At 75.6% G+C, this 12,302-nt stretch carries 9 protein-coding genes; 7 read left to right on the plus strand and 2 right to left on the minus strand.

Features of this window, described 5'->3' with window-relative positions; genetic code table 11:
• The first annotated feature begins 38 nt into the window (after positions 1–38).
• The 6 genes from O7612_RS08850 (at position 39) to O7612_RS08875 (ending at position 6,129) form a co-directional block, all read left to right on the plus strand.
• Positions 39–2,195 (plus strand): histidine kinase, encoded by a 2,157-nt coding sequence (locus O7612_RS08850; protein WP_282272126.1) that lies wholly within the window; start codon positions 39–41, stop codon positions 2,193–2,195.
• A complete protein-coding gene (locus O7612_RS08855; RefSeq protein ID WP_282272128.1) occupies positions 2,192–2,857 on the plus strand; it encodes a response regulator transcription factor in 666 nt (221 codons plus the stop codon). The genes O7612_RS08850 and O7612_RS08855 overlap by 4 nt, the downstream gene beginning before the upstream one ends.
• 200 nt (positions 2,858–3,057) lie before the next feature.
• A complete protein-coding gene (locus tag O7612_RS08860) occupies positions 3,058–3,648 on the plus strand; it encodes a CinA family protein (RefSeq protein ID WP_282272129.1) in 591 nt (196 codons plus the stop codon).
• Between the two features lie 165 nt (positions 3,649–3,813).
• Positions 3,814–4,260, plus strand: a complete 447-nt coding sequence (locus tag O7612_RS08865) for a helix-turn-helix transcriptional regulator (RefSeq protein WP_282272131.1) — start codon at positions 3,814–3,816, stop codon at positions 4,258–4,260.
• Between the two features lie 184 nt (positions 4,261–4,444).
• Complete coding sequence (locus O7612_RS08870) at positions 4,445–5,317, plus strand: PspA/IM30 family protein (RefSeq protein WP_282272133.1); 873 nt, start codon at positions 4,445–4,447, stop codon at positions 5,315–5,317.
• Between the two features lie 23 nt (positions 5,318–5,340).
• Positions 5,341–6,129 (plus strand): hypothetical protein, encoded by a 789-nt coding sequence (locus tag O7612_RS08875; RefSeq protein WP_282272135.1) that lies wholly within the window; start codon positions 5,341–5,343, stop codon positions 6,127–6,129.
• 7 nt (positions 6,130–6,136) lie between these two features.
• On the opposite strand, the gene O7612_RS08880 is transcribed toward O7612_RS08875, so the two are convergent.
• A complete protein-coding gene (locus tag O7612_RS08880; RefSeq protein ID WP_282272137.1) occupies positions 6,137–9,742 on the minus strand; it encodes a hypothetical protein in 3,606 nt (1,201 codons plus the stop codon).
• Positions 9,743–9,948: 206 nt separating this feature from the next.
• Entirely contained in the window at positions 9,949–10,752 is an 804-nt protein-coding gene (locus tag O7612_RS08885; protein ID WP_282272139.1) for a zinc finger domain-containing protein, read from the minus strand.
• Between the two features lie 109 nt (positions 10,753–10,861).
• Between O7612_RS08885 and O7612_RS08890 the strand changes: the two genes are divergently transcribed.
• On the plus strand, positions 10,862–12,271 hold the full coding sequence (locus O7612_RS08890; RefSeq protein ID WP_282272141.1) for a hypothetical protein: 1,410 nt from the start codon (positions 10,862–10,864) through the stop codon (positions 12,269–12,271).
• Positions 12,272–12,302 lie beyond the last annotated feature (31 nt).

Here is a 12,302-nt window from a genome sequence, read left to right on the forward strand (position 1 = left end):
CGCCCCGACCGCCGACGACCACCCCGGGAGGCCCTGCCGTGCCGTCGACCATCGCCGCACTGTCCGCCCCCCGCCGGGTCCTGGCCGGGGTGGGCCTGGTCGTCGCCGTGCTCGTCCTGGTCGGGCAGTGGCGGGATCCGTACCCGGCGGCGGCCGGGCCGGCGGCGTTGACCGGCGCGATCGCCGTCTCGTTCACCGCGCTCGGGGGTCTGGTGCTCGCCGGGCTGCCCGGCCACCCGGTAGGCCGGCTGATGCTGGCGGCCGGTCTCGTCGCGGGCACGACCGTGCTGGCGCTGAGCTGGTCGGCGGTCACCCCGCTGGCGTGGCTGAGCCAGTGGCTCTGGTGGCCGCCGTACGGTCTGGTCTTCCTGGCCCTGCTGGTCTTCCCGGACGGCCGGCTGCCGGGCCGGCGCTGGCGGCCGGTCGCCGTCGGGCTGGTGGTCACCACGGCGGTGGTGGCCGTGGCGTTGGCGGTGGCCGCCACCAGCGACCCCCGGGGCCTGCTGCTGTCCGCCACCCCGGCCGCCGACCCGACCGCCCGGCTGCTGGTCCGCCTCGCCCTGCTGACCGTCGCGGTGGAGCTGCTGCTGGTGGTCGCCGTACTCGGATCGCTGGCCCGCCGCTGGCGGCGGGCCGTCGGCGAGGTCCGGCAGCAGCTCGCCTGCCTGCTGGCCGCCGGTACGCTGTTCCTGCTCGGCCTCCTGCTGGACTGGCTCGGCCTCTCCGGCGCGTGGCTGCTGATGGTGATCGCGATCCCGGGCGCGATGACCCTGGCGGTGCTGCGCTACCGGCTCTACGGCCTGGAACAGGTGATCAACCGCACCCTGGTCTGGCTGGTGATGAGCCTGCTGGTGATCGCCGCCTTCGTCGGGGTGGTCGCCCTGCTGCGGGACCTCGTGCTGCGCGGGGACACCTCGAACGCGTCCCTGGTGGCGACCGGCCTGATCGCGGTGACCTTCGAGCCGCTGCGGCACCGGGTGCAGCGCGGGGTGAACCGGCTGCTCTACGGCGACCGCGACGAACCGTACGCGGTGCTGGCCCGGCTCGGTGACCTGTTGGAGCGGACGGTGCAGCCGCAGGCGGTGCTGCCGCTGCTCACCGGCACCATCGCCCGTTCGCTCCAGGTGCCGTACGTGGCGGTGGAACTCGGCGGGGAGGACGTCGACGAGGGGCACCCCGGACGGGTGCACGCGGCGTACGGCCGGGCGACCACCTCGCTGGAACGCTTCGACATGGTCACCCACGGGGAACGGGTGGGTCGTCTGGTGGTGGCCCACCGGGCGGCCGGCACCCGGTTCACCCCGGTCGAGCGGCGGCTGCTCGGCGACGTCGCGATGCACGCCTCGGTGGCCGCCGCGACCGCCCGGCTGATCGGCGACCTGCGGGACTCCCGGGAGCGGCTGGTGACGGCCCGGGAGGAGGAGCGCCGTCGGCTGCGCCGGGACCTGCACGACGGTCTCGGTCCGACCCTCGCCGGCATGTCCATGCAGGTACGCGCGGCCCGCAAGATCGTCGCCGCCGACCCCGACCGGCTGACCCGCATCCTCGACGGGCTCGCCGACGACCTGCTCACCTGCACCGGCGAGGTACGCCAACTGGTCGACCAGCTCCGGCCGGCGGCCCTGGACCGGGGGCTGGAGTCAGCGTTGCGGGCCGAGTGCCAGCGCTTCGACGGCCCGGCCCTGGCCGTCCGGCTGAGCGTGCCGGACGCCCTGCACCGGCTGCCGGCCGCCGTCGAGGTCGCGGCGTACCGGATCGTCGGCGAAGCGTTGGCCAACACCGCCCGGCACGCCGGGGCGACCTGCTGCGACGTGGTGGTGCGCCGGGGCCGGGCGCTGGTCGTCGAGGTGTCCGACGACGGCACCGGCATCGTCGCCCGCCGGCCGGGCGGGGTGGGCCTGGACTCGATCCGGGAGCGGGCCACCGAGCTGGGCGGCGACTGCGAGTTCGTCGACCGCGCCCCGCACGGCACCCTGGTCCGGGTCCGGCTCCCCCTCCCGTCGGACGACGCCCCGCCCCCTGCCACTCCGCCCGCCCCCGGCCTGTCCGCTTCCGGTGATCAAGAGGTCTGCGTCAGAATCCGGCCGGAGGACGACGCGAACCTCTTGATCACCGGGGGTTCCCGGGCCCCGGCGAGGGGCGGGGCGGGTGGGGGTGACGTGGAGGAGAACGCTGCGGGAGGGGGAGGGCGTTGACGGGTGAGGCGGCACGTGGTGGGGCGGTCCGGGTGCTGATCGTGGACGACCACCCGGTGGTCCGCCGTGGCCTGCGGACCATGCTGGAGGGTGAGACCTGGGTCGACGGCGTCCTGGAGGCGGCCACCTGCGCCGAGGCGGTCGGCATCGCGACGACCGAGCCGGTGGGGGTGGTCGCGATGGACGTGGCGCTGCCGGACGGCGACGGCGTCGAGGCGACCCGGCGGATCGTGCAGTCTCGACCGGAGACCCGGGTGCTGATGGTGACCATGGACGACGACGAGGAGGTGGTCGGCCGGTCGCTGCGGGCCGGTGCCCGGGGCTACGTGCTCAAGGACACCGACCCGGACGTGATCGTCGACGCGTTGCGCACGGTGGCCGGCGGCGGTCTCGTCCTCGGCCCCCGGGTCGGTCCGCAGGTGCTGACCAGCCTGCGTCGTCAACCGGTCGAGCTGCCGCCCCCGTTCGACCGGCTCACCCCCCGGGAGCGGGACATCCTGCGCCGGTTGGCCGGTGGAGACACCAACGCCCGGATCGCCCGGCACCTCGGGCTCAGCGAGAAGACGGTCCGCAACCAGCTCTCGGCTGTCTTCGCCAAGCTCGGCGTCGCCGACCGGGTGCAGGCCGCCCTGCTCGCCCGCGACGCCGGGCTCACCGGCTGACCGCCCTGCCGGCCGGGAACGTCGGCCACCCCGCTGACCGCCCTGCCGGCCGGGAATGCCGGCCACCCCGCTGACCGCCCGTCGCGGACGCCGGCTGGCCGTCCCTCGGGTGGGGACGCTGGCTGGTCGCCCCCCCGGCGGCGGCCGGACCGGCGGCCCGGAAGATGAGTAGCGGGGTGACCCGGGGGAAGGAGGACGGCATGGGGACCGGTACGGAACACGGGCCGACGGCGGGCAGCCCGACGGTGGGTAGCCCGGCGGCGGGCGTGGTGCACAGCCTGCACGAGCGGCAGCAGACCCTGGCCACCGTCGAGTCCCTGACCGGTGGACTGCTGGCCGCCACGATCGTGGAGATCGCCGGGGTCAGCGCCGTCTACCGGGGTGGACTGGTGACGTACGCCACGGAGCTGAAGGCGCGGCTGGCCGACGTACCCGAGGATCTGCTGGCCGACCGCGGACCGGTCGATCCGGACGTGGCCGTCGCCCTCGCCGAGGGCGGTCGGCGGCGCTGCGCCGCCGACTGGGGACTGGCCACCACCGGGGTCGCCGGTCCCGAGCCGCAGGACGGCCGGCCGGTCGGCCTGGTCTATGTCGCGGTGGCCGGACCGGGCGGCCCGGTGGTCCGGCGGCTGGACCTCGGCGGGGGTCGCGACCGCATCCGGGCGACCACGGTGACCGAGGCGTTGCGCCTGCTCGCGGAGCGGATCCACCGGGCCTTCCCGGAGACCGGTCCCGGCCCGCGCCCGGGGCCGCCGGCCGACGCCCCGCCGGCCGGCGGCCGACGGCGGTGAGCGGCCGTGCCCAGATCCGACAGGCGGGGCGGGATGTCGCCGGGCCGACCAACGGGTACGGTTGCGGGAAGGCTCCGGCGTACGGCGTCGGCGGCGGCGCGGTCCACCGCGTCCGGCGCGGGCGACCGTCCGCCCGGAGAGTGAATCCCGTCAGGGGGAGGTGCGATGGTCCTGCTACGCCGGGTGATCGGTGACGCACTTCGCGCGCGACGCCAGGGTCAGCACCGCACCCTGCGCGAGGTCTCCACCGCCGCCAACGTCAGCCTCGGCTACCTGTCCGAGATCGAACGCGGCCAGAAGGAGCCCTCCAGCGAGCTGCTCGCCGCCATCTGTGACGCGCTCGGTGCCCGGCTGTCCGAGTTGCTACGCGAGGTGAGCGACACCGTCGCGCTCGCCGAGCAGCTGCCGGGCGTGCTCATGCCGGTACAGGACGAGCCGGTCGCCGCCGGTTCCGCCGCCGGCCCGGTGCGCAAGGCCACCGGCCGGGGGGTGCGCCAGGTGACCACCGACGGCGCGGTCGCCGTCTCGGTGCGCCAGGACTCCCCGCTGAAGGCCACCCTGCGCAGCGCCCGGGTCCGTCCCAGCGACCGCGACGTGGTCTGCGCCGCCTGACCCGGGTCCGTCCCGTGGCCGGGCTGGCAGACGCCGCGTAGTGTTGATCGCAGGCCGCCGGGGCACCCCGCGGTACGAACGGCCCTGCTGGCGTCCGGCTGCGACGATGGGGGCGTGCCGTGCGGCCCGTCCGGCCCCCGGTGTGGCCGAGGCGCAGCGACGCTACTGAGGGGATACCGCGGAGATGGCGAACCCGTTCGTCAAGGGCTGGAAGTACCTGATGGCGCTCTTCGGTGCCAAGATCGATGAGCACGCCGATCCGAAGGTGCAGATCCAGCAGGCCATCGAGGACGCGCAGCGTCAGCACCAGACGCTGGTCCAACAGGCGGCGGCGGTGATCGGCAACCAGCGTCAGCTGGAGATGAAGCTCTCCCGGCAGATGACCGAGGTCGAGCGGCTCCAGGGCAACGCCCGGCAGGCGCTGGTCCTCGCCGACCAGGCCCGGGCCAAGGGCGACGAGGCCGAGGCCGGTCGCTACGAGCAGTCCGCCCAGGTGCTCGCCACCCAGCTGGTCTCCGCCGAGCAGGCCACCGAGGACCTGAAGACCCTGCACGACCAGGCTCTCGGTGCCGCCGCCCAGGCCCGGCGCGCGGTCGAGAACAACTCCATGATCCTCCAGCAGAAGCTCGCCGAGCGGACCAAGCTGCTCAGCCAGCTCGAACAGGCCAAGATGCAGGAGAGCGTCGCCCGCTCCCTGGAGTCGATGTCCTCGCTGACCGCGCCCACCAACACCCCCTCGTTGGACGAGGTGCGCGACCGCATCGAGCGCCGCTACGCCAACGCGATGGGTCGGGCCGAACTGGCCGGCAACTCCGTCGAGGGACGGATGCTGGAGATCCAGAAGTCGACCCTGGACAGCGCCGGGTCGTCCCGGCTGGAGCAGATCCGGGCCAGCATGGCCGGCGACCAGCTCGGTGGCCGGCAGGAGCAGCCGGCCGTGCAGCAGCAGGCCCAGCCCGCCGCGCCGACGGTCGACCCGGCCGCCGCCGCCCGGCTGGACGAGATCCGGGCCAGCATGGGCCGCGACCGCGGCGTGGGGGACAGCACCGCCGGCTGAGCGGCCGGCACGAGGAGGTACGGGTGGCCGACGAGCGAACGCGACACTTCCGTCGACTGGGCAGGCTGCGGCGTTCCGCCCGCCGGTGGAGCGTACTGGCCGGCGGGCTCACCGGCGCGGCGGCGGTGCTGACCCCGTACGCCGGACTGGGGTTGCCCGACGCGGCCTGGGCCGGTGCCGCCGGCAGCGCCGTCGCCCTGGCCGCCTGGCGCTGGATCGACCTGCGGGCGTTCGCGGCCCGCCCGGTTCCGCCCGCCCTCGACCCGGCCGAGGCCGCCGCCCGGTCCCGGGCCCGGCTGGTCGCGGCCGTCGAACGGCTCCCGGTCGGTCCCGGCGTGCTGGCCGAGGCCCGCCGGTTCCGTTCCCGGTTCGCGTTGCGGGGCACCTCCGCCGCCGAGTCCTGGGCCCGGTTGGACCGGGCCGCGCTCACCCTGGCCGGAATCGCGCCCCGGCTGACCGGCCTGGCCGAGCCGGCGGTGCTGGAGGCCGCGGCCGCCGACCGCTCGCTGCGGGACCTGGCCGACCGGACGGCCGGCGTGGAGCGCGCCCTGCGGCTCGCCCCCGCCGAGGCCAGGCCCCGGCTCGCCGAGGCGCACCGGGCGCTGCGCGACCAGCTGGTCGCCGGGGTGACCGCCTACGAGGGGCTGGTCGCCGCCGCCGCCGGTTACGTCGCCGAGGACGCCCACCCGGAGGTTGTCGCCGACCCGGCGGCGACCCGGCTGATGGAGGCGACCGACCTGCTGCACGGTGTCGCCGCCGCCCTGGCCGAGCTGCGCACCGTCGGCGAACCGCTGCGTACCCCCACCCGCTGAGCCGGTCTCAGCGGGGCGTGCTGACCGGCAGCGGGACGGTCCACGGCGAACTGCCCACCACGTTGAACGAGCGGACCCGGTAGTGGTAGGTGACGCCCCGGGCCAGACCGGTGTTGGTGAAGGCCCGGCCGGTCACGGTGAAACTGGTCAGCTCCCGGCGGAACTGCGGGTCCACCGCGCGCTGCACCACGAACCCGGCCCCCGGCCCCGGGGGGATGCCGGCCGCCCAGCTCAACGACACCGTCGCGGTGTCCGACGCGGGGACGCCGACCGTCGCCGCGAGCCCGGTCGGCTGAGCCGGCAGGGGCGGGGTGACCACCGTGGCCACGGTCGACCACGGGGACGCCGCACCGAGGTACGTCGTCCGGACCCGGTAGTAGTAGGTGGTGTCCGCAGCCACCGCGGCGTCGACATGGTGGTCGCAGACCGGGACGGCGGTGGTGCCCGGCCCGCTGGTGAAGGTCGGGTTGGTGGCCCGCTGCACGTCCAGGCCGGTGGCGAAGGAGCGGTTCACCCAGCGCAACGCCACCCGCAGCGGCACCGCCGCCGGCACCGTCGCGGCCAGCCCGTCCGGTGCGGGCAGCCGAACCGAAGCCGGGCTGCTGTTCGACCAGGCCGAGCAGCCGGCGGCGTTCTCGGCCCGGATCCGGTAGTGGTAGGTGACACCGGGGGTGATGGTGGCGTCGGTGTAGCGGATCGCCGTCGCCGCCACGGTGATCGTGGTCAACCCGGCGGTGAAGTCGACGTCGGTGGCCCGCTGGAGCAGGTGGCTGGTGGCCGCCGGCCGGCTGCCGTTGCCCGTCCAGGCCAGGGCGATCGCCGGCAGCGCGGTGGCCGAGCCGGGTACCGGGGTCGCGGTCAGCCCGGTCGGCGCGCGGGGGGACACCCGCAGCACCAGGGGTCGGCTCATGCCCAGGTCGCGCAGCCCGGCCGCGCCGCTGGACCAGCGGAACTCCCAGCCCAGGTTGACCGGCTGGTTGACCACCGTCGCCGGCTGGCCGTCGCAGGGGCTGACCGGGGTGGCGTCGAGCCGTACCCCGGGCGGGCGGGTCGGATCGAGCAGCCGCAGGCTGTCGGCGACCTTGAACGGCAACGGCGGCACCTCGGGGCGCAGCGCCACCACCACGTCCTCGGCCGGGTTGACCCGGACGGTCTGCTTCCAGCCCCGCTCGCCGCCGTCCGGGGGGCGGACCGTGCCGTCGCCGCCGGTCCGGTTGACCACCTGCACGTCGCAGCCGTCGAAGCGGACCGGATGGGTCTGCCGACCGGTGCCGCGGATCCGCCACAGCTCGATGCCGTCGGCGGCTTCCCCGGCCCCGACCGTCGGGTCGGCCGCGACGAGGATCTCGGTCGCCGGGTCCGCCGGGCCGAGCGGCAGGGTCCTCGGGCCGAGCGGTCCGGCGTTCGGGTGGGCCACCCCGAGCCGGCCGGCCCGCCGCCCGTACTCCGGCTCGAAGACGGTGCCGACGGTCTTCACCCGGATCGGCAGGGTGACCGGCCCGGTGCCCCCCGGCGGGGTGACGGTGACCGAGGCGGCGTGCGCGGGGACCACCGCGCCCCGGTGGGTGGTGGTGCCGAACGCCCGGTCGTACTCCGGCTGCGGCACGACCGGTGGCCGCTGGCTGGCGGCGTACGCGGCGGGTAGCCGGTCGGTCAGCCGGTCCAGGTCGTACCGCTCGGTGGGGGTACCGGTGACCCGGAACTGGAGCACGGTACGGGTGTTCGGGCCGTAACCGGGCAGGGTGACCGGGCCACCCCCCTCGGTGCGCTGGTCCGGGGCGTCGGTGTGCCGGTCGTAGCGGGGGTCGGAGCCGGGCAGCGGGGCCGGGCAGTCGTTGTAGAGCAGCACCGTCGCGCCGGGCGGCAGGGCGGCGAAGTCGACGAGCACGTCGGCCCGTTCCCCCGGGGCGAGCAGCAGCGCGGCCGAGTCGACGTTGAGCACGGTCGGGTCACGGCGGTCGTACCGGTAGCCGACCGGGCGGTTCGGCACCACCACCGGGGCGGGGAGCAGCCCGCACTCGTTGCCGATCTGGATCATGGGTGGGCCGGCGGCGGCCGGGTCGGGCACCCCGCCGTCCCGTCCGTCGACCGGCCAGTCCGCCGGCCGCCCGGGAGCCCGTGCGGCGGCCACCATCGGCACCTCGCCGGCGTCGGCGTCGGCGAGGCTCCCGTCGGCCCGCCACATCGGCCCGTCCGAGCGGGCCCGGTAGAGCTGGAGGTTGAGGGCGCGGTCGGCACAGCCGTTGACGATCCGGAACCGGTACGTCGTCGGCCGCACCCGCAGGTACGGGTAGGCGACCCCGTTGACCAGCATGGTGTCCCCGTACGCCTCGGGCACGGCGCTGGGGTGCGGCACCCCGGGCGCGCGGGGCGGCTCCTGCGGTGCGGCGACCGGATCGTGGTGCGGGTTGTCGACCGGGCCGACCCGTGGCCCGTCCCGGCCCTCCTCCCCGCCGGGCAGCCAGGGCCCGTAGTCCCAGCGGCCGGTGGGGTTGCGTCCGGAGTCCCGGTGCGGGTCCTGCCGGGGCTGGTAGACGTGCGGGTGCCACAGGCCGCCCCGGGTGCCCCAGCGGTCCCGGTCCCAGGTGGGGTCCTCGACGGCGAGCTGGGCGTCGTCGGGGACGAAGGTCCGGTCCTGGACCACCAGCGGGATCTGCCCGGCGGGGAGCACCCCGTCGGCGACCAGCCCCTCCTCGGCCGGGTCGGTGAGCAGGTAGAGGGCGAGCTGGCCGGACAGCACGGTCAACCGGGACAGCCCGAGGGTGTTGTCCTGGAGGCACATCAGCCGGCCGCTCTGCGCGTTCGGGTAGTAGAGCGTGGTGGCGCCCGCCCCGGGCGGTGGCATGTCCGGCACGTGGGTCAGGCCCGGCCCGGTCGGGTACGGGGTGATCTCCCCGGCCGGGGTCACCCACTGCCACGGGTTGCCGGCGCTGATCCAGCCGGTGTGCGCCCCGGACAGCTGCGGCACCGCGCGGTTCTGCGGGTAGGGCGCCGGTCCCTCCAGCGGACCCGGTCCGGCGCCCGGGAGGCTGGTGTCCACCGGGAGGAACAGGTCCCCGGCCGGCCCGGTGGGGAGCTGGTTGATGAACTTGATCCGGACCGGACGGTCCCGCCGCGCCATGATCAGCGGTCCGAGGTGGTAGGGCCGCTCCGGTGGGGCGACGGTGTTGTGCCCGTCCGGGTCGGTGCCCAGGTTGAGCTGGCGGTAGCCGCGCAGCCGGGTGGCGGGCAGGTCCCGGTGCAGCCGCTGGGTGTACTCGGCCAACCCGATCTCGTAGTAGTCGCAGCCCGGCCAGCTCACCGTGTCCGGGGTGGCGACCGGCAGACAGCCGCCCAGCTCGGTGCGGACCAGACCGGGCAACGGGAGCGCGTCGACGAACTTGCGCAGGCCGGTGCCGGTGAGCACCCGGCCCTGCGGGTCGCGTACCGGCAGGGGGCTGCCGGCGAAGTTGGGCACCGGGCCGAAGCAGCGTGGCACGGCGGCCGGGTCCAGGCTCGTCGGGGCGGGATCGGACTCGCCGGTCCGGGCCGCCGGCACGGCGGGCCGGTCGGTCCGGTCGGTGCGGACGACCCGGGTCGTCCAGGGCGGTCGCGGTCTGCGGAACAGGGCCATGGCTCTCCCCGGGCACGGGGACGCGCCGACCCCCACCCCGGCGTGGTGGACGGTCGCGTCCGGTGGTGACGAACGGTGAGCACTCCAACGCAGCATGCAACCTGGACGCGCGGATAGGAATTACCCATTCGTCCGTGTCTGCCGGCTCGTCCCGCCAGCCGGGAGGGCAGCGGCGCGCGAGCGGCGTCCGTCCGCTGTGGCGGGGGTCAGGGGGTCGCCGGAGCCGGCTGGCAGACCGGGCACCAGTAGGTGACCCGTTCGCCCAGCTCCTCCCGGCTGATGGCGGTGCCGCAGCGGCGGCAGGGCTGGGCCCGTCGGCCGTAGACGTAGCTGGTCTGCCCGCGGCGCAGCGAGCCGGTGGTGCTCTGGGTCCATCGCCCCCGGTTGGCGGCGAGCAGTCGTCGGGCCAGGGCCACCACGCCGGGCAGGTCGGGCACCGCGCCGACCGGCGTCCACGGCGAGAGGCCGCGCAGGAACAGGAGCTCGCACTTGTAGAGGTTGCCCACCCCGGCCAGGTTGCGCTGGTCGAGCAGCGCCTCGCCGATGGTTGCCCCGGGTGCGGCGGCCAGCCGGCGGACCGCCTCGTCCGGATCCCAGTCCGCGCCGAGCAGGTCGGGTCCGAGGTGCCCGAGCAGGCTCTCCTCCCCGGCGGTGGGGAGCAGGGCCAGCTCGTGCAGGTGGTAGCCGACCGCCACCGCCTCCGGGCTGCGCAGCACCACCCGGATCAGGTGCGCCGGCCGGGCGGTCCACCGTTCCCCCGGGGCGTACGCCCGCCAGGTGCCGTCCATCCGTAGGTGGGAGTGGAGCGTCCAGGCGGCGGTGGCCGGTGCCGGTGCGGTCAGCCGGAGCAGGAGGTGCTTGCCCCGGCTGGCCGACTCGCGCACCGTCCAGCCGGTCAGGTCGGTGGTGGCGAGGGCGGGAATCCGGAAGTCGCTACCGGTGAGCCGGGCACCGGCGAGCGCCCGGTGCAGGACGCGGGCGGTGTTCCAGACGGTGTCTCCTTCGGGCACCCCGGCATTCTCCCTCGTCCGAATGAAATTCGCATGTATCGCTATTTGTAGCGCACTTCCTGTCGATCTACCAACAAATGCACTATGAGGGAGTTCTGAGGAGAAAATTATGGCATTTTGCCCCCGTCGTCCCCCGTCCTCCCTGCTCGTCGGTCTGCTGGCCGTGACCCTGACCGGCGCGTTCACCCCGACCACCGCCGCCGCCGCACCCCGTGCCTCCAGCGGCGCGGACCGGTCCCGGCCCGCGCCGGACCGTGCTGTGCTCGACCGGTCCGTGCTGGCCCGCTCGGTGCCCGACCGTGCTCTGCTCGACCGTGCTGTGCTCGACCGCGCTGTGCTCGACCGTGCTGTGCTCGACCGCGCTGTGCCCGACCGGTCCGCGGCGGCGGCCGGCGGCGAGCGGTGGTCGATCGACCTCGCGGTCGGCGGCGGTGACGACGTCAACGTCCGGTCCGACACGGGCCTGCTGCGCCTGGCCGACACCCGGCCCACCCGGCGGACCCGGCCCGCCGCGCTGGCGGCGTCGGTGGCCGAGGGGGCGCTGCTCGCCCCCGCGCGCACCCTCGCCGGCCCGGCCAACCGGATCCACGCCGACCTCACCGCCGAGACACCCGCCGGCACCACCGTTCAGGTGCAGGTCCGGGGCGCGCGGTCCACCGGCTGGACGGAGTGGCGGGAGGCCGGCGGCGCTCCGGCCGTCTTCGACCGGCCGGTCAGCCGGATCCAGACCCGGGTGCTGCTCACCACCCGCGACCCGAAGGCCGTCGCCTCGGTACGCGCGGTCCGGCTCACCGCCGACACCGCCACCGTCGCGGCCCCCGCCCCCGTCGCGGTCCGCAGCTACCGGGTCTTCGCCACCCGGGAGGGCGAGGTCGGCGGGGTGACCGCCAACGGCCACACCATCCGACCCCGGGACCACTTCGTCGCCCTGCCCTCCCGGCGGGGGCTCGCCCCGCTCGACAGCGGCGACTACACCGTCCGGGTCTGCACCACCAGCGGCAGCCGCTGTGAGTACGCACCGGTCTGGGACGTCGGCCCGTGGAACACCCGCGACGACTACTGGAACCCCGCCGCCGTCCGGGAGAACTGGAAGAACCTGCCGCAGGGGCGGCCCGAGGCCCAGGCCGCCTACCAGGACGGCTACAACGGCGGCAAGGACCAGTTCGGGCGCACCGTGCTCAACCCGGCCGGCATCGACCTCGCCGACGGCACCTTCTGGGACGGCCTGCTGCTGACCGACAACGCCTGGGTCGACGTGACCTACCTGTGGACCGGCAGCGGCCCACGCGGCGTCGTCGGCTCCGGGCCGCTCAACATCCGTACCGGCCCCGGCACCTCGTACGCCACCCGGGGGCTCGCCGCGACGCACGCCGACGTACCGATCCAGTGCTACGTCAAGGGGCAGACGGTCGCCGGGACGTACCGGACCACCAACCGGTGGAACCGGCTGGCCGGCGGCCAGTACGTCAGCCACGCGTACGTGTCCGCCGTGTACGGCGGCACCGTGTCACCCTGCTGACCGGGCCACCCGTCGACGCACGGGACCGCCC

The sequence above is a fragment of the Micromonospora sp. WMMD987 genome (genome assembly GCF_029581435.1).
GTDB classification, from domain to species: domain Bacteria; phylum Actinomycetota; class Actinomycetes; order Mycobacteriales; family Micromonosporaceae; genus Micromonospora; species Micromonospora rifamycinica.

What these genes read in the sequence shown, in the direction of transcription:
- O7612_RS08860 (WP_282272129.1), top strand. Translation starts at nt 3,058, where the DNA reads ATGGGGACCGGTACGGAACACGGGCCGACGGCGGGCAGCCCGACGGTG.
- O7612_RS08865 (WP_282272131.1), top strand. Translation starts at nt 3,814, where the DNA reads ATGGTCCTGCTACGCCGGGTGATCGGTGACGCACTTCGCGCGCGACGC.
- O7612_RS08880 (WP_282272137.1), bottom strand. Translation starts at nt 9,742, where the DNA reads ATGGCCCTGTTCCGCAGACCGCGACCGCCCTGGACGACCCGGGTCGTC.
- O7612_RS08870 (WP_282272133.1), top strand. Translation starts at nt 4,445, where the DNA reads ATGGCGAACCCGTTCGTCAAGGGCTGGAAGTACCTGATGGCGCTCTTC.
- O7612_RS08890 (WP_282272141.1), top strand. Translation starts at nt 10,862, where the DNA reads ATGGCATTTTGCCCCCGTCGTCCCCCGTCCTCCCTGCTCGTCGGTCTG.